General features: G+C 40.1%; 19 protein-coding genes. 2 read left to right on the plus strand and 17 right to left on the minus strand.

Annotated features, from left to right (window positions below; translation table 11 throughout):
• Nucleotides 1-9: 9 nt before the first annotated feature.
• From BV60_RS0112125 to BV60_RS0112135, 3 genes are all read right to left on the minus strand, one after another.
• Nucleotides 10-2,901: a hypothetical protein gene (locus BV60_RS0112125; RefSeq protein WP_029322126.1), complete on the minus strand. Its 2,892-nt coding sequence runs from the start codon at nucleotides 2,899-2,901 to the stop codon at nucleotides 10-12.
• Between the two features lie 20 nt (nucleotides 2,902-2,921).
• Nucleotides 2,922-5,111: a hypothetical protein gene (locus BV60_RS0112130; protein WP_029322127.1), complete on the minus strand. Its 2,190-nt coding sequence runs from the start codon at nucleotides 5,109-5,111 to the stop codon at nucleotides 2,922-2,924.
• A 117-nt stretch (nucleotides 5,112-5,228) separates the two neighbouring features.
• Nucleotides 5,229-6,056, minus strand: a complete 828-nt coding sequence (locus tag BV60_RS0112135) for a GNAT family N-acetyltransferase (protein ID WP_029322128.1) — start codon at nucleotides 6,054-6,056, stop codon at nucleotides 5,229-5,231.
• Between the two features lie 207 nt (nucleotides 6,057-6,263).
• On the opposite strand from BV60_RS0112135, the gene BV60_RS0112140 reads away from it, so the two are divergent.
• A complete protein-coding gene (locus BV60_RS0112140) occupies nucleotides 6,264-6,524 on the plus strand; it encodes a hypothetical protein (RefSeq protein WP_029322130.1) in 261 nt (86 codons plus the stop codon).
• A gap of 44 nt (nucleotides 6,525-6,568) precedes the next feature.
• On the opposite strand, the gene BV60_RS0112145 is transcribed toward BV60_RS0112140, so the two are convergent.
• The 8 genes from BV60_RS0112145 to BV60_RS0112180 all read right to left on the minus strand — a co-directional run bounded on the left by BV60_RS0112145 (nucleotide 6,569) and on the right by BV60_RS0112180 (nucleotide 13,658).
• Nucleotides 6,569-7,045, minus strand: a complete 477-nt coding sequence (locus tag BV60_RS0112145; RefSeq protein ID WP_029322132.1) for a hypothetical protein — start codon at nucleotides 7,043-7,045, stop codon at nucleotides 6,569-6,571.
• Between the two features lie 33 nt (nucleotides 7,046-7,078).
• Nucleotides 7,079-8,059 (minus strand): phage tail tip lysozyme, encoded by a 981-nt coding sequence (locus BV60_RS0112150; RefSeq protein ID WP_029322134.1) that lies wholly within the window; start codon nucleotides 8,057-8,059, stop codon nucleotides 7,079-7,081.
• A 32-nt stretch (nucleotides 8,060-8,091) separates the two neighbouring features.
• On the minus strand, nucleotides 8,092-8,871 hold the full coding sequence (locus BV60_RS0112155) for a CheR family methyltransferase (RefSeq protein WP_029322136.1): 780 nt from the start codon (nucleotides 8,869-8,871) through the stop codon (nucleotides 8,092-8,094).
• A gap of 194 nt (nucleotides 8,872-9,065) precedes the next feature.
• Complete coding sequence (gene rpsA / locus BV60_RS0112160) at nucleotides 9,066-10,190, minus strand: 30S ribosomal protein S1 (RefSeq protein ID WP_029322138.1); 1,125 nt, start codon at nucleotides 10,188-10,190, stop codon at nucleotides 9,066-9,068.
• Complete coding sequence (ispH, locus tag BV60_RS0112165) at nucleotides 10,171-11,025, minus strand: 4-hydroxy-3-methylbut-2-enyl diphosphate reductase (protein ID WP_029322139.1); 855 nt, start codon at nucleotides 11,023-11,025, stop codon at nucleotides 10,171-10,173. The genes rpsA and ispH overlap by 20 nt, the downstream gene beginning before the upstream one ends.
• Nucleotides 11,026-11,029: 4 nt before the next feature.
• Nucleotides 11,030-11,692: a (d)CMP kinase gene (gene cmk / locus BV60_RS0112170; protein ID WP_029322141.1), complete on the minus strand. Its 663-nt coding sequence runs from the start codon at nucleotides 11,690-11,692 to the stop codon at nucleotides 11,030-11,032.
• Nucleotides 11,693-11,724: 32 nt separating this feature from the next.
• Nucleotides 11,725-12,999 (minus strand): NAD(P)/FAD-dependent oxidoreductase, encoded by a 1,275-nt coding sequence (locus BV60_RS0112175; RefSeq protein WP_029322143.1) that lies wholly within the window; start codon nucleotides 12,997-12,999, stop codon nucleotides 11,725-11,727.
• 104 nt (nucleotides 13,000-13,103) lie between these two features.
• Entirely contained in the window at nucleotides 13,104-13,658 is a 555-nt protein-coding gene (locus BV60_RS0112180; RefSeq protein ID WP_029322144.1) for a TetR/AcrR family transcriptional regulator, read from the minus strand.
• A gap of 299 nt (nucleotides 13,659-13,957) precedes the next feature.
• On the opposite strand from BV60_RS0112180, the gene BV60_RS0112185 reads away from it, so the two are divergent.
• Nucleotides 13,958-14,719: a hypothetical protein gene (locus BV60_RS0112185; RefSeq protein WP_029322147.1), complete on the plus strand. Its 762-nt coding sequence runs from the start codon at nucleotides 13,958-13,960 to the stop codon at nucleotides 14,717-14,719.
• A gap of 127 nt (nucleotides 14,720-14,846) precedes the next feature.
• Here BV60_RS0112185 and BV60_RS0112190 read toward each other — a convergent pair whose 3' ends face one another.
• The 6 genes from BV60_RS0112190 to gap all read right to left on the minus strand — a co-directional run bounded on the left by BV60_RS0112190 (nucleotide 14,847) and on the right by gap (nucleotide 21,562).
• Nucleotides 14,847-16,196 carry an NCS2 family permease gene (locus tag BV60_RS0112190; RefSeq protein WP_029322149.1) on the minus strand — a complete coding sequence of 450 codons (1,350 nt, stop codon included), beginning with the start codon at nucleotides 16,194-16,196 and terminating at the stop codon, nucleotides 14,847-14,849.
• A gap of 91 nt (nucleotides 16,197-16,287) precedes the next feature.
• Nucleotides 16,288-17,469 (minus strand): hypothetical protein, encoded by a 1,182-nt coding sequence (locus BV60_RS0112195; RefSeq protein WP_029322151.1) that lies wholly within the window; start codon nucleotides 17,467-17,469, stop codon nucleotides 16,288-16,290.
• Between the two features lie 77 nt (nucleotides 17,470-17,546).
• The gene (gene tpiA / locus BV60_RS0112200) at nucleotides 17,547-18,296 is read right to left on the minus strand and encodes a triose-phosphate isomerase (RefSeq protein WP_029322152.1); all 750 of its coding nucleotides are present in this window, start codon (nucleotides 18,294-18,296) and stop codon (nucleotides 17,547-17,549) included.
• The gene (tpiA, locus tag BV60_RS0112205) at nucleotides 18,296-19,042 is read right to left on the minus strand and encodes a triose-phosphate isomerase (protein WP_029322154.1); all 747 of its coding nucleotides are present in this window, start codon (nucleotides 19,040-19,042) and stop codon (nucleotides 18,296-18,298) included. The genes tpiA (BV60_RS0112200) and tpiA (BV60_RS0112205) overlap by 1 nt, the downstream gene beginning before the upstream one ends.
• Before the next feature lie 122 nt (nucleotides 19,043-19,164).
• Nucleotides 19,165-20,403 (minus strand): phosphoglycerate kinase, encoded by a 1,239-nt coding sequence (locus BV60_RS0112210; RefSeq protein WP_029322156.1) that lies wholly within the window; start codon nucleotides 20,401-20,403, stop codon nucleotides 19,165-19,167.
• 133 nt (nucleotides 20,404-20,536) lie between these two features.
• Nucleotides 20,537-21,562 (minus strand): type I glyceraldehyde-3-phosphate dehydrogenase, encoded by a 1,026-nt coding sequence (gene gap / locus BV60_RS0112215; protein ID WP_029322157.1) that lies wholly within the window; start codon nucleotides 21,560-21,562, stop codon nucleotides 20,537-20,539.
• Nucleotides 21,563-21,666 lie beyond the last annotated feature (104 nt).

The raw sequence follows: 21,666 nt of genomic DNA on the forward strand, positions 1-21,666 counted from the left end.
GCTTTGAATCTATTTATGGAAAAATGATTTTATAGTATCTGCCATATCTATCGTAAATGCGTCGTGAAAAAACTCGGTCGTTTGAAGAAATCCCTGATTTAAAGGAGTCTCATCATCAGTTATTGTCCTTCTTACTGCTATGATATACAGGAAAATATACTGGGCAACCGCATCTAACGTTACATCTTCATTATGGTTATTCATATCATACATTACTTCTGCAAAATTTCTGAAGCCCTCTTCATTTTTTTTGATACATTTCTCGACATAATCCTTAAGCCATTTTTTCCTTATTTCGCCATTCTTATCTTCTCCATTATTAATAGTCTCTAAATGTTCCGCAAGTGAGCCTGTACTTGCATCCTCAAAAAATGCCTTTTTTATTCCTCCGAATATATTTCCAATCATAACCTCTCTGTATATAGTTCCTGCAGACACATCAGAAGCCACAATATCGCTGCTGACACGTCTAGCTGCTTCTTCACCTTTTATAAGCTTTATAATGTACATAACATCCTGTTTATCAAGTATATCTTTTTCAAGTATGTACCTGTGAGAATTCATAAACGAATCCGCCGCCGATAAAACTCTTTTAAACGTCTCCAGTTTCTTTTTTTCTGCTGATGTTAGTTTCTCCTTATTTCCTTCCCTTATATAAAGTCGCGTTCCTTCATGATACTGCTCCATCGCCTTATCTGCATCAAATCCATTCATCTGCATGAATGCTTCAAAACGAGACGGAGTCATATTTTTGTAATTGAACTCCTCATTATTACTATCTTTATACTCAGTTTTTGTTTCTTTATTAAGGCGTTTATATGCACTTTCAGGTAAATCATCTTCCTTATTATTTAAGTTTTTGTTCTCGACATATTTTGCATACTCATTGTCAAGATAGACCACTGCTAATTGACAAAGAGAAATCATATTCATAATCGGATTTTCCAGCCTCTTATCCCTTCCAAGATACTTATCATAAATCGTCGCTAACTCATTTAGTGTTTTTGCCACAGCTCTGCGCGCTTCCTTTATATGATCTTCATCAACAACCTCATGGAGCTTCTTGTCTACTTCTATATCTTTACCGTCCTTAATAAGACGAGCAATAAGTGTTGATTTAAGCTTGTTCAGTCCCTGATAAGCCTCCCCTCCGTTTTTCAGACCATATACAAAAGATTGTAAATCTTCAGGACCTGAAATCAGTAATTCATGCGTAACAGCATCAAATATATTTCTTCTTAATGATTTAGCCTCCGTATTTATCCTTTCAGCAAGCATAACTACATTTAATTTATCTTCCAGCTGTGTAATGTCTTCACCTTCCTTGCCGGTATATTCATATGAACTTATCTGTCCATTATTTCCAGACTCAAAACGAAGATTCTCACCTGTTTCGGAAGGGATTAGCGCCATTCTGTCAGCTAATCCTTTATCGGTCCTGTCAAAACTCTGCATATCATTCGCTGTTACTCTTTTATTTCCATAGTTCTGATATGTCTGATCCTCATTCGTGCTATACCTTGCAAGATCATTTCTAAGCCCTGCAGTAAGATAAGTTTCAGCTCCATATCCGAGCCACTTTCCAATATTGTCCCTCGCACTAAAACCCACCTCAGCTTCCTTAAAAATCGAATCTCCTTCGGGAGCTATCTTTGCAAATTTAACTGTCATATCCCTTACAAATGTCGTACAGTTACGACTATAATAGCCATACCCTCCTTCTGCATAGCGTTCTGACTCCTTCAAAATCGTGCCTACTTGCTCCATTGTTGCAGGATATCTTCTGCTCACAGAAACTGCATGTTCTTTGTCATCCATAAGTTGCCCTGGAAGAATAGTTCCTCTTAGAGCCATGGCAACAGTACCATTTTTTATCATACCTCCTGCAGGATAAAATCCATATTTTAGCCCATATCTCTCATAGCGCCCCGTAATCTTACTGTACCTTGTGTAATTTATCCCCAGCATGGCATGACCCATTTTGCCACTCTCAAGATGCTCTACGGAGCCTGCTTTTGGCTGATGTATCATGATCAATACTTCGGGATCTCGTGCCTTTGTTTCTTCCCCTTCTTTATATGTAGCCTCATCTCCAGTTAAATAAGACCAGACTGCAGGAACTCTTCTTGCATCGCCCAGAAAATCATCTGCGGTTTCATTTTCTTTTCTGGAATACTTCGCACCACCCCATCCGGGAATTGTTTCAATATCCTTTGCCTGCTGCATAGCCGCAGTTGCATTTCTAAGCCTTTTTTTTGAGGAAGAGTGAAAATACCATGCAACCGGAGCCGAGATAATATTAACAATAGCCTTGGTCACTGCACCAAAGAAAGTAGTTGCCCTTGTCCAGAATTTTCTCCAGCCGCTGGCAGTTTGTCTTTTCTTTGGTATAGTAGCAAAATTCCATTCTCTTACCTGCTGCATTCCCTGGTTTATCTGTTGTATTTCATTTTTTACCTGCCTGGCATCATTTGCCTGACTGTTAAGACCGTCCTCGCTTAACTTGCTTATTTTTTCATCAAGTTCTTCCTCGCCCTCTTTAATAATGTCACCCATCTGCGCAACATCACTTTTTCTTTCATCTTCCTCGTCTTTGTCCATGACAATACTGTCTTCGCTTTTATCATCTTCAGACATTTCCGATTCAGAGCTATCTTTAATTTGGGAAAGAAAATTATCTACATCATCTTCTTCCACGACCATGGCATCATTAAAAGGATCCCGTTCATCTATAATGTCCAGGTTTCCTATAATGCTCTGATTACCTATGATTTGCTGAGGATTGCTCCTGGACGCACTGCGCCTGTCATTTATGTGCCTTCCTCTCCTTGCTCTTGTTGATAAATTGTCATCTTCAATATATATTTTAGGTTGTGGATTATCCGCTTTTCTGCCGCCCATATATTCCTCCTTTTTTCTCATCAATTAGTGAGGGATTCATCTACTTCGGCATAACCATCATTTATGTCTTCCTGCCTTGTTTTATTTCTGTTCTCCTTGGATGAACGCGACCGCCATCCGCTTGCGAGATCCTTCACAAACAATTCCTGTAATTTGCGGTATCTCTGTTTAAAAGCTTTCCTTTCAGCTTCATCAAGTTCCGCGCCCTTCTCAATAAGTTTATTAAGCATCGTATCCGGATCAATTTTCATAACTCTGTCAGCAAATTCAACATCATAAGGAAAAAGGAACCTGCTGCTTTTGTCGACCATTCCCATAGCCACTGGATCAGTTTGCGTATTCCTGCTAAACGCCAATCTTTCATTTATCGATATTACAGAAGATATGTAAACAGCCTTCTTACCCTCATAATCCTTAATTTCAGTGTTGTAAGTAAGATCCTCATCTCCTCTGTTATCACGACCTGTCAGAAAATCCATTATCCTTAAAGTGCTGAATTTTCTTAAAACACCTTCGGGATATATGACATCCATTCCGTTCTTTTTCGCTGATCCGAATATATTATTGATTTTCCTTATTCCTCTTCTGACCTGGCTCTGTTCAATATCAGGAAGATTCTGAACATAGCCTTCTCTTATAATGCCCTTTCCTTCTGTCGCAACATTTTTGTCGACGTTGTCGTAAATTCCTTTTACTCCGAGTATTCCTGCAAGAATATTAACTTCATTCTCTTTTTCTGTATCAGTCTTTTCAGAACGCTTATCCTCGCCCTGACTTTTTTGCTTTTGCATTTTAAGAGCTATCCGGTCTCCCTCTACTGCCTTGGCATGTCTTATCCTGTCAGTCTGTTTTCTGATGAACTCGTCAGTCTCTCTTGAAATATGCTTTGCTTCTCCAAGAATATAATCAATGTACTCTCTGTAGTGATCGGCACATACTGTAGCAAAAGCTATTCTTCTGTTTATTCTTGCTATTTTGTCTGCAATCCTGCTTTTTTCTGCGGTAGTCTTCGCTGTAAGGTACATTCCCCGCAGCCCCGGAAGTTTTCCGCAAAATTCATCTCTCACCTTCAGGATTCTTTGCATTTCCCCTAAGCTTCCCTGTACCAATCCGGTTTTTTCCTCTCCAAGGCACTCTTTTGCACTTATTTTTTCAATAGTTTTTGCTATTGTTTTTTTAGAACTGAATGCATTATCATTTACGAACAGTTCCGATAAATTAAGGTGCTCCATGGGGTATTTATTTTCAAGGAATTCATCCCTGTTGTAGGTATATTTATTTTCCGCTTCTATTTGCATTTCTTTATCGGCATTTTCTGTAATATCAGCGGACGGCCTCCTATCTTTTTCTTTCCTTATCTCAATGCCGTGAGCTTTCATATGCATGAAAATCAAATCACTAAGCTCTTTCCCTACCCGGGCGCGGCTCTCCAAAATTATTTTTTTATCTTCGGGAAGATTATTAAAGAACATGGGATAAGCTGCCTTAATATCCATGTATTTTTGAATATTCTGGCAGTATTCACAGAGTGTCACTATATGATTTGACAGGTATTCATCGGTAAAGGTTTTCTCCGTAATTTCCACTGACAATATGGAATTTACGTAAGCCATAAGAGCAGGATCATTGCTTTCATCCTTCCCTTCTGTCATCGCCTGAGTATTCCCCTGTCTGTTTTCAAGATATTGTTTTAGGCTATTGTATTCCCTGACGGTGCAAAGGTCAGCAAAGCCATATCGCTTCTTTAGTTTTGCTTTTTCTTTTTCCTCAGCTTTTTGAGCAATTTTGTCATTTTTGGCAGCAGAAAGAATCTGTCTGAATTTTCCGCGAACATACGAATACTCAGACCAGTTGCCCTCATCAAACATCTCCTCTTTCTTCAATTTTACTGTCAGATTATCCTCATGGGATCTCTCGAGGAGCTGCTCAAGGTACTCCTTATCATTTGTTATAAAAAAGGGCATAGTTTCATCGTCATTTGACGATATCTGTTCCCTTAAATGCCATCCGTCCTGTTGCAGATAAGTTAACTGCAATTCTTCAGGCTGCCCATCATTTATCTGCTGTTCTTCAAACTGAAGGACATTTTTCTTCTGTCTTTTTTTCAGCTCATAATTCTCCTGCAGATTGCCGGTTTGTATAACATTTTCCTGATCGAACGGATCATTTATGTTTTTATTTTTATCTTTATGTTTGAAAATTTCACTCATGCTTATCCCCCCATAAGACATGATTCCCGTGTAGTTGCTTTTATGTTTGTCTATGATTTTATCTGCTTCGTCTAAAAATCTTGATGACGCTTGTGTGGTTATTTATTACTTGGTGTACTAAAACATGTACACCATTCTGTGCGATATTATCTCTGGATATTTAAGAATCGAATAAAATAGTTCTTCATACCGCGGGTTACATGCAAGCAGTATAACTTTTGTGTCAGGCTCATATTTTCCCTTAAGAGCTTCCTCTGTATATGATAAAAGCTCTGTCAGTCTGTCCATATTATTCGGATTTACATCAAAGGTATATAGTCTTATCAGCTTTTCACCAAGCTCCTCTGCCAGAGAAACTGCAACCATCAGTCCATTATCAATGGCAATAAAGCTTTCCTCTGCCAAAATATTCTGAGCTGTCATCGTATTTAAGGTAACGGGAATATCTTCATTTCCTGCTCTTTTTAAATCATCAGCCGTAATTTTGGAAAGCATTCTGATATCCGTTTGTGTACAGGATTGGCTCTTAGTTCTTACTTTTAGATGTTTCAGGCGGTCCTCCAAATAAAACGGATACTCATCCCTATCCTCTGCAAAGTCACAGGCTTCAAAAAATGCACTAAGCGAATTTGTGTCTTCATCCATAGCTGTGTACTCAGCACTTATAAAAAGATCTGTATCTTCAAGCATTTCCTTAACTGCTTCTATCAAGGCTCTTCCTACGCCATTTCTTCTGTACTGCGGATGAACATATATTGAGATTATTTCGAAATATCCATCCTTCGCAAAGCCCGACAATGCTCCTATCACCTTGTTTTTCAGCACTGCCGCCAGGGAAGTTACTATTTTTTTGTTTTTCAAAAGATCCACTACATATTCAGGAAGCATACCTTCAAACAATTCGGCAGCATCATCTGTTATACGGGTGATCTCAAGTTCTTCCATGCGTCTACTCCTCATTCGTAAACGATTTTTCACATACTTATACACTATAATCATACTATATTTCGTCTTTGAACATTCTTAAAAAAGTATAAATTTGATTACAATTGAAATACATATAGTTTTGTGTTATTCTATATGTAGTTTTTAATACTATGTAAAATGGTTTTACAGAAATACTCTGCACAAGCCGTTGAATGGAGGATAAGTATGACAACAAAAGAGTTAAAAACATTTTTCAAAGAACACCTCGTTCCATCCAAGCTCTACAAAATCGGTGGGGAACATGACGGCAGAGTATGCATGACTAAAAATAAAGATTTCTGGGAAGTCTATTTCCTTGATCACAAGGAGAAAATCGGACTTATGCGCTATACCGATGAAAACAGCGCCTGCCAGTCTATGAAGGAAGAACTTCGAAAGCTTATGGAGAGTATCTATGAAATAACCTGGAAACCCATAAGAGCATAATAAAGAAAGGCTGACGCTAATGCGTCAGCCCTTTTATTTCAGTCTTAGCTTCTAAAGTAAAGAATAGCGCATACAAATGCCATTCCCCAGAAAGCAAAGCCAATGAATGTTGTGGTGCGGGAACTGTCGTATGCCTCCTGAAGGACATAATTTTCCTTAATAAGCTCTATTCTCTCCTCCTCATGTCCGTCATAAGCCGGAGGTTCAAGCTCTTCCTCTGTCACCTCAGTTTCTTCTTCTACGACCTCTCCCTCTTCTTCACCTTCTTCCTCATTTACGAGTGCTATATCCTCTATTGTAGGTTCCTCAGGCTCAGGAACAGGCATCTGTATATCCTCCCCGGAAATCTCAGCTATCCCCGGCTCAGAATCCTCTCCGGTATTCTCATCCTCATGCCCGATCAGACTCGGATCCTTTAGTTCAGGCTTCGGAGGTCTGTTAAATTCCCCCGCTATAAAAAATCCCATTCCAATAAGAAAAATACCAAGTGAATAGATAAGATAAATATTATTATGATGCATATATTCCCCCACCCTCATAAGAAAACATTTTCATCAAAGCTTTTTAACCTTAATATCCTTAGGTGCTACCTTCTTTAACATTTTTGCATACTTCTTTTTTGAAGATCCTTTCACATAGAACTCAGCATCATCAGCTATTTTTTTGAAGCAGTTCTTGGAAAAGGTCTTTATCTTTTTTGATTTAATGGATATTTCCTGCAAATTTGAGCATCCATAAAATGCATTTTTACCTATTTTTGTCACATTTGTGCCAATTGTGACATTTTCAACATTTTTATTTTTCTTACATGCATTAGGTGCTATCGAAGTAACTTTTGCAGAAACCTCTCCTATAAGTACCTTGTTTGGTATTTCCAGTTCTGAAGCGCCTTTGTCAGCCATCCCTTTAAACATTACCTCAAAGTCACCGGTAGCTTTGAAAACACCCTCTTCGGTTACATAAGTCTTACCTTTTTTCAGTTTACTTGTTATATCCTTGTACTTTGGCCAGTAAACATCTCTGGCAAGTGTACCTCTCTCATTTGATTTTCTTTCTTTATCAGCCGGTATTTCAAAATAGTAGCACCAGTCATGTCCGGCACTAAAAGCTCCTCCGGCTGAATTATCAACCCCCCTTACAATGCCAAGAGTATTTGGATAATAAGTCTTAAGTTCATATGCAAGATAGTTCAGCTGACCTTCCAGATCCTGCCAGTTGTATCCATTATTTCCACACCATCCCCTCAGCCTTGATGCTCTGTCGTTGTGCCACTGGCAGATACCATAGCTTGATCCGTTATCCCCTACAGCTCCTGGTCTGAAAGATGATTCTTTTTCGATATTTGCCAGTACCCCGGCATCTGCAGCAGTGTTGAAATTCATCTCTTCTCTGAAAAAATAGAAGATTTTTTCCTCGTTACTCTCTCCATGTAAAGATGCAGCCTTTACACCCATTACGGGTATAAACAGACTGCATCCGATAATACATACTAATCCCACCATTATTTTTCCCCAAAACTGATTTACTTTTTTCATACGTTCCTCTCCTGGTTGTTAATTATATTTTGTCACATAGGCTTCTCGTAATAGAACGAGCTCTTTCTGATAAAGCCTATCTCCTTATAATTTATAATCTGCTCAGTGCTTCCAATAAACAATACCCCACCGGGAGCAAGTGCGTTGTAATACTTTCTGAAGATTTCATCCTTTGCTTCTTCAGTAAAGTAAATAAGCACATTACGGCAAACAATAAGGTGATAGTCCTTCGGATAAGGCTCTCTCAAAAGATCGGCCTGTTTAAAGTTTACACGTTTTTTGATATCATCGCAAACACGCCATTTATCACCTTCCTGTGTAAGGTACTTCTTTTTGAGGTCAGCAGGTACACCTGATACTTCTTTAGCATCATATACGCCCGCTCTTGCCTTTGCAAGCGCTACCGTGTCAATATCCCACGCCATTACGCTGATCTGATTAAGCGGAATATGATTGGACAGAAGCATTACAATTGTATATGGCTCATCACCTGTAGAACATGCAGCACTCCAGATCTTCAGGTTCTTGCCAAATTTATTAATAAGCTCCGGAACCATCTGCTTGTCCATCAGGTTCCACTGATCGATATTTCTGAAAAACTCAGATACATTAATGGTCAGATATGTAATAAACGTCTCACGTGCAGTCTGGTCTTTTTTTATCAAATCCATATACTGATCATAGCCTTTACACTCCGTCTTACCAATGAGCGTATCTATTCTGCGTTTCATCTGTTTTTCTTTATATGCATTAAGATCGATTTTTGTAAGCTTATATACTTCGCCCTTAAACCACTCGTAATCAGCTGCCATTTGTAAACACCTCCATAAAAGAGCCTAATAATACAGTTATCATCGTAATTTAAGTATAACCAACCCCACTTTTTATGTAAAATAAAATAAACATAAACAAAATAAAGTAAATATTATGAGATATATTTTTATCTATATAATAAAAAAACAGCCGTACATATGAAATGTACGGCTGCTCATAATATCTTGTTTTATTATTCCTGCTCTGCGATAGCCTTGTCGATATCTACTGATACAACATCACCATCTTCCTCTTCTTCCTTATCAGGAGCAGTAAGAGCCTTGATGCTAAGGCTGATCTTACGATCTGCTTCGTTGAAGTCAACGATTCTGGCAGTTACTTCCTGGCCGATGCTAAGTACATCTGAAGGCTTCTCAATGTGCTCTCTTGCAATCTGAGATACATGAAGAAGTGCATCAATGCCGGGCTCAAGCTCAATGAATGCACCAAAATCTGTCATTCTTGCAACCTTACCGGTTACTTCGTTACCAACAGCATATTTGGAATCAGCATCCTTCCAAGGGTTCTCATCGTCAAATTTTCTTGAAAGAGCAATCTTGCTGCCATCAATACCCTTGATCTGAACCTTAACTGTATCACCAACCTTAAATGTCTTCTTAGGATTTTCAACACGGCCCCATGACATCTCTGAGATGTGAAGGAGTCCGTCTGCACCGCCAAGATCGATGAATGCACCAAAGTCTGTTACATTCTTTACAACACCTTCAACGATGTCTCCAACACCGATTGTCTCAAACAGCTTCTTAGCCTGCTCAGCCTTCTCAGCTGTGATGAGCATCTTGCGGTTACCGATATATCTTCTGCGCTTCGGATTGTATTCTGTTACTACGAACTGGATCTCCTGTCCTTCGTACTTGGAAAGATCCTTCTCGTATGTGTCGGAAACAAGGCTTGCAGGGATAAAGATGCGAACCTCATCTACAACTACTGTAAGACCACCATCAAGTACCTGTACAACCTTAGCTGTAAGTACTTCCTGGTTGTTATAAGCTTCTTCAATGCGCTTATTACCTCTGTCGAGGGCAAGGCGCTTGTATGACAGGATAACCTGACCGTCTGCGTCGTTGGTCTTAAGGACTTTGACATCCATTGTGTCACCTTCCTTAACCACCTGAGTCAGATCGATACTGTTATCATTGCTGTACTCGCTCTTTGTAAGTACACCATCTGATTTATAGCCAATGTTAAGAATAATCTCATCAGGCTTCACAGATATAACAGTGCCTTCAACGACCTCCCCCGTATGAATTGTTTTGAACGACTCATTGAGCATTTGTTCAAAAGATTGTTCTGACATGATTCTGAACCTCCTCGATAATGTTCTTTGGGGTGGACCCCCCGGCGGTTATTCCCACTAGTTTAACCGCTTTAGGAAGTTCTAAATGCAAGTCATCCAGTGTTTGAATAAAATATGTATTTGCACATTTCTTACTGCATATCTCATACAGTTTCCGTGAATTAGAACTGTGCGCTCCGCCAATCACTATCATAGCGTCAACCTGACCGGCAATTCGGTCTGCTTCCGTTTGCCTTTCCTCCGTTGCACTACAAATAGTGTTCACAACAGTAACATTGTAGCGCGAATTAGAAAATTTATCAACGGTTTCTTGAAATTTATTTGTGTTAAATGTTGTTTGGGAAACTATACAGATCTCAGTTCCCTCCGGAATATCAAGATTGGTCGCTTCCTCAGGCGTTTCGACAACGAAAACGGGTCCCGTGGCATAGCTTACAATACCGTCGACTTCAGGGTGTTTTGCACTTCCGACAACTACTATTGTCTTACCCTCTGCGCTCTCCTTTGCAACTATATTGTGTATCCTCTTTACAAACGGACAGGTAGCATCTATGGCTTCCAGCCCCTGCTTTTCAATTATATCATATATTTCCTTGCGAATCCCATGAGATCTTATAATTAATATGCCTTCTTTCAGTTTTTTTAAGTCCTCAGGGCCTTCAACAACGCTTACTCCCTGCTTTTCAAGGTCTGCAACAACAGTTTCATTGTGAATTATGGGGCCATAGGTGTAAATTTTCTTTCCCACATTTTTCTTAATCTGCTCATAGACCTCATCTACAGCTCTTGTAACTCCAAAGCAGAACCCTGCATGCTCGGCAAGTATTACTTCCATATTTTTAATTTCCTTTATAAAGTGAAATGATTTTATCTGCTACTTCTTCAATGGTCATATATGAAGAGTCTATCTCAATAGCATCATCGGCTTTTTTCAAGGGTGAGTTTTCCCTTGTCATATCCCTGTGATCTCTCTCTTTAATATCCTCTTCTATCTCGTCAAGATTACAGTCCACACCTTTTTCTATAAGTTCCTTGTATCTTCGTTCAGCACGTACTCTGGTGCCTGCCGTAAGGTAGATCTTGAGTTCCGAATCGGGAAGTACCACAGTTCCTATATCTCTTCCGTCCATAACAACATTTGTAGTCTTTGCCTGCTTTCTCTGAAGCTCCACAAGCTTTTCGCGAACCTTTGCATTAGCACTCGTAACAGAGGCCATGGCACTTACCTGTTCTGTTCTCAGCTGTGAATTCACATTTTCACCGTTTAAGTAAACAACCTGTTCTCCGTTCTCATGTCCTATTGAAATATCGGCGGTATCTATATTTTTCTCAATTTCGGCATTATCGTCTCCCGAAACTCCGTTCCTTATCATATGAACTGCCATCGCACGATACATTGCGCCTGTGTCAATGTATATAAATCCAAGTTTAGCGGATACTATCTTTGCAATTGTACTTTTTCCTGCACCTGCAGGACCATCTATGGCAATACTGCTTCCCATTATTTGTCACCTCCTCTATAAAAATCTTTAATTTACTGATCCGTTGCTGCATGTTCACCCGCCAAGTGGCCTGTAGACCATGCTATCTGGAGATTAAAGCCTCCTGTCTGTGCATCTACATCTATGACTTCACCGGCAAAATACAGTCCCTTTACCTTTTTGGACTCCATGGTGGAAGGATTTATGTCACCGGTAGCTACGCCGCCCCTTGTAATAATCGCCTCCGGGAAGCCTCTTAATCCCGTAACATTAAGCTTCATGTTCTTTATCAGTGAAACGAACTCAAGCCTCTCTTTTTTTGTAACTGCATTTATCTGCTTTTCGGGGTCAATTCCTGACAACTCAACCATCACAGGCACCATCTTTGAAGGAAAAAGCGAATTCAGGCTGTTCTTAAACTGTCTGTTTTTTCCATTCTCGAATTCACGCTGGATACGTTTATCGAGCTGTTCCTCCGACAAAGCAGGTTTCAGATCAAGATGTATCACGTATGAGTATTTATTACCCTTTTTGTCTGCCTCTTCATAGTAGCAGCTTGACGTAAGTATAAGGGGCCCGCTTACTCCAAAATGTGTAAAGAGCATCTCTCCAAAGCCATCATATACATACTTTTTCTTCTTTCCTGGGCCGTCCGCCGGAATCTGTTCAAGTTTAATACTGACATTCTTTAAGGATAAGCCCTGAAGCTCTCTGCACCATTCCTCTTTTACCTCGAAGGGCACAAGGGAAGGGGTCGTCTTTGTCACTCTGTGTCCCAATTCCTTTGCAAATTTAAGGCCATCCCCGGTAGAACCTGTAGATGCGTAGGAAAGTCCTCCTGTGCAGACAATAACAGCATCAAATTCACTTATTCCGGAGTCTTCGGAAACAACTGCCTTAACATGTCCGTCCTCGGTAACCTGTATCCATCTGACCTCATCCTGGTATCTAATCTCTACATTATTCTTCTTAAGTATTCTGACCAGTGTACTGATTATGTCAGATGAATGGTCTGACACGGGAAATACCCTGTCACCGCGCTCCGTTTTCAGTTTGCAGCCATTTTCCTCAAAGAGCTGCATTACCTGAGTGTTATCATAGCCATAAAGAGCACTGTATAAAAACTTGGCTCCATGCGGAATCTTGTCAAAATACTCTGATATATCGCAGGCATTTGTAACATTGCATCTGCCCTTACCGGTTATATAAATCTTTTTTCCGGGTTTCTCATTTTTTTCAAAAATAGTGACGGCTGCTCCGCTCTTAGCTGCGGAAATAGCCGCCATCATTCCGGCCGCACCGCAGCCGATTACAGCAATCTGCTTCATTAAATTATATCGCTCCTCATCTATAAACGCATGTTTATATCCGGCAGTGTACGGTAGGTTGCCAGTACCGTTATAAAAACAAATCTCCGATGAAATCAGGCATATCAGGAAAGTCTGAATGCTTCATATGCTGACTCAAGCATCGCAATAGAATCTGCTTCCTCAAGGTCGTAATCCCCTGTCACTGCCATACAGCCGGCACCATGAATAAATATCCACATCTTCATGAAAAGCTGTTCAGCGTCAGGAACTCCCTGATCCCTTGCCTTAGATACCTCGCGAACAACATTTTCATCTGCTCCGTTTACAATATCATACATACTAACACCTTCATTGGTATCAGTTGAAATAAACAGAAGCTTAAAAAGATTCGGATTTTTCTGAGCAAAGGTTATATAACTAAGTCCAAGATCAACGAAAGGTGTATCATGTTTGGCTTCAATATTTCTGCAAAACACCTCAAATGCTTCAACTGCCTTCAAAACCACATCCTTTTTCAGTTCATCCATGTTGTCATAGATTCTGAAAATAGGCTGTGTCGAGCACCCTGCAGCAGCTGCGAGTCTCCTCGAAGTAATCTGATCAAAGCCTTCCTTTTTGGTAATCTTAAATGCCGCATTTACAATCTCTTCCTGAGTAATAGTGGCTTTCCTGGACATATAAGTGACCTCCATCAATCTTATTGGTTTTATTTATCGTATCATGCGTTATTATTTTAGTGTGTAGGGTAATCTCTGTCAATTACTAATTCATTAACAAAATCTAAACGATACTTATAACTCGCAATCAATATAATTTCTAATTATTGGTAAGAAATAATATTTCACACAATATAAAATTATCCCGAATATTATATTCAGATATTTTTATGAGTTGTCAGATAATTTATTTTGTGTTATAATGACTCTAGGAATATATGCATATTATTTGTTGGGTCTGGGGAGAAAGAAGGTATACCATGGCAGATTTAAGCGTTTCTATGATTAGCGGTGGTGTTGAAAGAATACAGATTTCGCCGGACACTTCTGCTAAGGCCACAGACAAATTAAAAGAACAAAACGAAAACGACTCTTCGAGAAAAGAAAAAATCAAAGAGGTTTTCAAGGATGTTGTTGCTGTTTCCAAGGACGGCGACACCGCTCAAGCCAGCAGAATAGCTAAAGATAAGCTAAAAGAGAACAAAGATCTTGGTGAAGTGCGGGAACTTGCTCCCGAAAAAAAGGCTCCCGAAAAGAAAGTTTCCGATGATTCCTCTGCTGCCAAAAAGCTTTTTGACGAAATGAAAAAGTCCCAGGAAAATAAGCCCTCAGCTGCAGAAAAAATGATGGAAAATATCAAGGCTGCTGAAAGCAAAAAAGAGAAAAAAGTAACTTCGTCCAAGGAAAATTCATTTAATAAACTGGCAGAAAAAAAGGAAAAGGATAACCTGAAGTTAGATACTTACACCGACTCTCAGCTAAGAGAGTTATATATTGAGGGCAACATCAGCAGGTATGCCTATGATCACGAAAAAGGTCTTCGCGACCTGTATGAAAACGACAAAAACTCCGTCTCAAACGATGAAAAGGTATTTCAGGAGGGAATTGTCAGAGCCATGAAAAAAGAAAACCGTGAAGAACTCTCCGATGAAAATATTGATCGTGCATTTGATGAGGATGCCAATCAGAATCTTCAGGCAGAGCAACGCATGGCTATAATAAATGCAGCTGAGCTGTCATGACAATCTTCCTACGAATCACTATTTTATTCTGATAAATAAAAAAAGGATGCTCATTACCGGTTATTTCGGTAGTAAGCATCCTTTTTTGTTTTCAAGTGTAACAGTCAGTTTTTTATCTGAAATTCTATTACTGGAAATTTGTAATCAGTGCAACAATTCTTACTGCAAACATTGCAAAAACAATCCACATAACAGGAGAAACGTCCTTGATCTTGCCAATCAAAACTTTAACGAGAACCCATGCAAGTACTGCAAACATGATGCCTGTTGCGATTGAATATGAAAGAGGCATCATTACAAGTGCAAGATAAGCACCAAGTGTATCAGCAATGTCACCATCGAACTCAATGTTCTTGGCACTTGAAACCATCAGCATACCAACATATACAAGAGCAGGAGCAGTTGCAAATGAAGGAATTGCAAGGAAAACAGGGCTAAGTACAAGTGATATTACAAACATAATACCTGTTGTAAGAGCTGTAAGTCCTGTACGACCGCCTGCAGCAACACCGGCACTTGACTCAACAAAGCTTGTTACTGTTGATGTACCAAGGCATGCACCAACTGTTGTTCCGATAGCATCTGACATAAATACGCTGCCAACCTTGGGAAGATTTCCATTCTCATCAAGAAGATCTGCTTTATCAGCAACACCTACTACTGTTCCAACTGTATCAAAGATATCAACATATAAGAAGCTGAATACGATTGCTATAAACTGAACAAAGTGTGATGCAACCCATCCAAAGTTGAACTTAAATGCTGTGTCTGCAATTCCTCCAAGCTGAAGACCTGCAGAGAAATCAGGGAATGCATTAGTTGCTGTATACCAGCCTGATGCCTGAGCACCCATTCCGAGAACCCAGGTTAAAATAATGCCAATGAGTACAGATCCGGTAATATGGAAATGCTCAAGAACAACAATGATAACAATTCCAATCAGGCAAAGAACAACGTCAGCATCAGCAAAGCTACCAAGTGCTACTGTTGTTGACTCACTGGGAACGATAACATTTGCTCCGCGAAGACCGATAAAAGCAATGAAAAGACCAATACCTGCAGAAATACCGAACTTAAGGTTCTGAGGAATACTATTGATGATCTGTTCACGAATTTTTACAAGTGACATAAGAAGGAAAATAATACCTTCAACAAATACTGCTGTTAAGCAGATTTTAAAAGCATTCTCACCTTCTGATGCAAGTTCACCAAGACAAACCGTATAAGCAAAATATGCATTGAGTCCAAGACCTGCAGAAAGTGCAATCGGATAGTTTGCCATGAACGCCATACAGAATGTAGCAACAGCTGAAGCTATTGCAGTTGCAACAAATACACCACTGGGATTCATTACAGTTCCAAGAATACTGGGATTAACGGCGAGGATATACGCCATTGACAGGAACGTTGTAAGACCGGCAATTATTTCTGTTTTTACCGTAGTATTATGTTCCCTTAATTTGAAAACTTTTTCCAACATATTATCTCCTCCTAAAAAAATGTCTTCAAAAACAACTAAAATATATCATAAAAAAGAAGAGACTGCAAAGTCTCTTCTCTTCATGTAATTATTTGCCGACTTTTAATCTGTAAACGGTACCAACACAAATACCACCGCTTAAGAAGCCCTTGTCAGCGTGCTCTACCACTACATAGTACTTCTTTTTCTTTTTAGCTCTGAATTTTAAAGAGCCGTTTTTATATATTTTTTTCTGTGTTGAAGCCACAAGATTTCTTGAAGAATCATATATCTTAATTGAGTATCCGTATTTTACGGCTTTATCAAGCTTAAGATTTACCTTGTATTTTCCGCTACCCTTTGTCTTAAGTCTGAAATAATCACCTGTATTATCTTCACCCATAACTCCAAGGTATGACTTCTTTAACTGAATATTAGTAGCTTTGTTAAAGTCATTATTTGACTCTTTTTCTACAAATTTGTTCTGTGAAAAAGATGCTTTAAACGAGTATAACTCGCCTATTGCATTACTGTTACTTTTGTTTATTTTAACGTAAATAGATTTATTGGCATCAAGAACATAATGAACGCCTTCAGTATTGTGAACATCATCCTGGAACTTGGAATTGATGCTGTAAAGTCTGTTCATTGATGAATCATATAAAGTAAAATCCCATTCAGGCATCTCAGTAGATGTAATCTGATATCTCTTAAAATCAATGTTAACATCTCCTGCCTTAGGAGCAGTTATCTTAAAGAAATCCTCATCACGGCTGTTATCGATCACACCAAGATATTCGCTGTTAAATGCTACCTGCTTAGCATTTGAAGCCCCATTATTAGGCTCAGTAACAACATATTCATAAGGTACATAATTTGCCTTGATCGTGTAAGCGACATCTCTCGCTGATGACCAGTTAGTTATCTTTACAAAGTATGATGAACCTGCATGTACCATAACGTTATTGGTAACAGGCTTTGTTCCGTGACAATCTGTAATTTCAGAAGCATCAGCGTCATACAGATCAATCTCCCACCTGGGCTCGTCTGTAGTAAGTGCAGACGGGCTTACTGAAAAATTAACATACCCCGAACCTGAAGCTGTATATTTATAGTACATCTCTTTGTCAGACTCTGTTATTGTTCCCTGCACAGCCTGACCATTGGAAATATCCCCTGCATTAGCAAGGTTTCCTGCCTTTGCATCCATAGAACCTTCTGCAAATACTGCTACAGCAGCAAACGCAAAAAGCATCCCTTTAATGATTCCACCTATTCTATCTTTTTTCATTTCCCTTTTCTCCACTCCCAAAAATCGAGTAGGCAAAATAACCGCCTACTCGATCTAAAAAAACTATTTAAACTTTCTTACTTGTAGCGCACAATCTTTCCAAATTCCGGTTTAAGTGATGCGCCTCCTACCAGACCACCGTCTATATCAGGCTGAGCAAATAATTCTGCAGCATTACCTGCATTTACCGATCCACCATACAGAATGCGAACACATTCAGCTGTGTAATCGTCATAAATCTCTGCAATACACTCACGGATAGCCTTACAAACCTCTTCAGCCTGATCGGAAGTTGCGGTCATTCCGGTTCCGATAGCCCAAATAGGTTCATATGCAATGATCATTTCCGCAACATCCGCATCTGAAATTCCGAAAAGATCGGATTTTATCTGCATTCTTATCCAATCAAGTGTAATTCCCTTATTCCTTTGCTCAAGTGTTTCCCCACAGCAAAGGATTGGTGTAAGACCATGTTCAAATGCCTTCTTGAGCTTCTTATTCAGCTCCTCATCTGTTTCATGGAAATACTCACGGCGTTCTGAGTGACCAAGGATAACGTACTTAACACCCGCTTCAGAAAGCATTCCGGCTGAGATTTCTCCTGTATATGCACCATTTTCTTCATAATGCATATTCTGAGCACCGATTTCGATACATGTTCCCCTGGTTGAGGTTAAAGCAGGAACAATATCAATCGCAGGTACGCATAAAACAACGTCTGCATCAGCATCGTCGACCAGAGGCCTAAGCTTACTTACAAAAGCAACTGTCTCTGCAGGAGTCATATTCATCTTCCAGTTTCCGGCTACGATTTTCTTCCTTGGCATCATGCGTTAACAATCTTACCAAAATCAGGCTTAAGTGATGCGCCACCGATAAGACCGCCATCAATGTTAGGCTTTGAAAGAAGTTCAGCAGCATTACCTGCATTCATTGATCCGCCGTACTGGATACGAACTTCATCTGCTGTAGCCTGATCGTAAAGCTTAGCAATAAGCTCACGGATGAAAGCACAAACTTCTTCAGCCTGATCAGCTGTAGCTGTCTCGCCTGTTCCGATAGCCCAGATAGGCTCGTAAGCGATAACAAGCTTTTTAACCTGATCAGCTGTTACACCACTAAGATCCCATGTGATCTGTCTCTCAATCCACTCCTTGTAAGTGCCTGCCTTACGAAGTGCAAGAGACTCACCGCAGCAAAGGATAGGTGTAAGGCCGGCAGCGAATGCCTTCTTAACCTTAGCATTGATAAGGATATCATTCTCACCGAAGATATCTCTTCTCTCAGAATGTCCCATGATAACATACTTAACACCTGCATCTACAAGCATGGGTGCAGAAATCTCACCTGTGAAAGCACCCTTGTCCTCAATGTAGAAGTTTTCAGCACCAACATTAACGTTTGTGTCCTTAACAGCCTCTACTACAGGAACAATATCAATTGCAGGAACGCAGTATACTACGTCTACATCATCATTTTTAACTAAATCTTTAAGCTCAGCAACAAGCTTTACAGCTTCAGAAGGTGTCATGTTCATCTTCCAGTTGCCGGCAATAATTCTTCTACGTGCCATTTAAAAAAGTCTCCTTTTAGGTTTTTTCATAAGGAAGTTCGACTCTCGCTATCGCCAGGTCGAACTAAGTAGTACACCTGGCTCGAAGAAACCTCGCCAGGTGATTACTTATCGCTAAGTGTTCAATCTTTATCGTCAGCAGCTACTACGCCGGGAAGCTCCTTACCTTCAAGGAACTCGAGGGAAGCACCGCCACCTGTTGAAATGTGGCTCATCTTATCAGCAAAGCCAAGCTGGTTAACAGCAGCTGCACTATCACCACCACCGATGATTGTTGTAGCATCTGTCTCAGCAAGAGCCTTAGCAACAGCCTTTGTACCTTCAGCAAGTACAGGGTTCTCGAATACGCCCATAGGTCCGTTCCAAACAACAGTCTTTGCGCTCTTTACAGCATCTGCGAAGAGTTCTCTTGTCTTAACGCCGATATCAAGGCCTTCCTTATCAGAAGGGATTGCGTTTGACTCAACGATAGCTGTCTCAATATCAGGATTGTCGATAGGATCCGGGAAACCTGCTGATACAACAGTATCAATGGGAAGAAGGAGCTTCTTGCCGTTCTTCTCAGCCTTCTCCATCATTTCCTTACAGTAATCAATCTTCTCGTTATCAACGAGTGAAAGACCCACTTCATATCCCTTAGCCTTAAGGAATGTATAAGCCATACCACCACCGATGATAAGTGTATCGCACTTCTCAAGAAGGTTATTGATAACATTAAGTTTATCAGCAACCTTAGCACCACCAAGGATTGCTACGAAAGGACGAACAGGGTTCTCAACAGCATTGCCGAGGAAGTCGATTTCCTTCTGCATAAGATAACCAACTGCGCAGTTTCCGCCCTTCTCACGAACAAACTTTGTAACTACAGCTACAGAAGCGTGTGCTCTGTGTGCAGAACCAAAAGCGTCACATACATAATCGTCGCAAAGATCTGCAAGTTCCTTAGCGAAAGCTTCGCCGGCGTCTGAAGGCTTTGTCTCTTCCTTACCACGGAAACGTGTATTCTGAAGAAGTACTACATCACCTTCGTTCATAGCCGCTACAGCAGCAGTTGCATCAGCGCCTGTTACATTGTAGTCAGCAACGAACTTTACATCCTTACCAAGCTTAGCTGAAAGGCTCTTAGCAACAGGTGCAAGAGACTCGCCTTCATTAGGGCCATTCTTTACTTTACCAAGGTGTGAGCAAAGGATAACCTTACCACCATCCTCGATAAGCTTCTTGATTGTAGGAAGAGCTGCGTTGATACGTGTTTCATCTGTGATCTCGCCATTCTTAAGAGGTACGTTGAAATCACAACGAACAAGTACTCTTCTGCCCTTTGCGTTGAAATCGTCTACAGATTTCTTATTAAGTGCCATTTGTTTTTCCTCCTGGATAAATAAAATAATGAAAAAGGTCCGGTCCATTAGGACCGGACCTCTCTATAGATCTCTTTGAAAATGATTCATAAGAAAGTTCGCATCATGCAATCGAGATAACCTCGAACGATAATTACTTAACGAACTTCTCGAAGTACTTGATTGTACGAACCATCTGAGATGTGTATGAGTTCTCGTTGTCATACCATGAAACAACCTGAACTTCATAAAGATCGTCACCAATCTTGTTAACCATTGTCTGAGTTGCATCGAAGAGTGAACCAAATGTCATTCCAACGATATCAGAAGATACGATCTCATCTTCGTTGTAACCAAATGTCTCAGGATCTGAAGCATTCTTCATAGCTGCGTTGATTGCATCTACAGTAACTTCTGAGCTGCTCTTAACTACAGCGAAAAGAAGTGTTGTTGAACCTGTCGGAACCGGTACTCTCTGAGCAGCGCCGATGAGCTTGCCATTGAGTTCAGGAATAACAAGGCCGATAGCCTTTGCAGCACCTGTGCTGTTAGGAACGATGTTAACAGCGCCTGCACGAGCTCTTCTAAGGTCACCCTTTCTCTGAGGTCCGTCAAGGATCATCTGATCACCTGTGTAAGCATGGATTGTTGCCATGATACCGGACTGGATAGGTGCGAAATCGTTAAGAGCCTTAGCCATAGGTGCAAGGCAGTTTGTTGTGCAAGATGCAGCTGAGATGATGTTGTCATCAGCTGTAAGTGTCTCGTGGTTAACGTTATATACGATTGTAGGAAGATCATTTCCAGCAGGTGCAGAAATAACAACCTTCTTAGCGCCGGCATCAATGTGAGCCTGTGCCTTAGCCTTTGATGTGTAGAAACCTGTGCACTCAAGAACAACGTCTACACCGATCTCACCCCAAGGAAGATTCTTAGCATCAGCTTCCTTATAGATTGTGATCTTCTTACCGTTAACTGTGATGGAATCATCACCGTAAGAAACTGAATCAGCATATTTGTACTTACCCTGTGAAGAGTCATACTTAAGAAGGTGTGCAAGCATCTTAGGATCTGTAAGATCGTTGATTGCTACGATCTCTGTTCCCTCATGCTCAAACATCTGTCTGAATGCAAGACGACCGATACGGCCAAAACCATTAATTGCTACCTTTACTGCCATTTTAAGTCCTCCTAAAATGATTAAAAATAATTTATTTGCTGTTACTAATTCTTTACAACATGATTGTCAAAAATTTGACAGCAAATACATTTTATCTGACTTCT

This window comes from Butyrivibrio sp. AE3004 (assembly GCF_000703165.1).
In the GTDB taxonomy this organism is placed as follows: Bacteria; Bacillota; Clostridia; order Lachnospirales; family Lachnospiraceae; genus Butyrivibrio.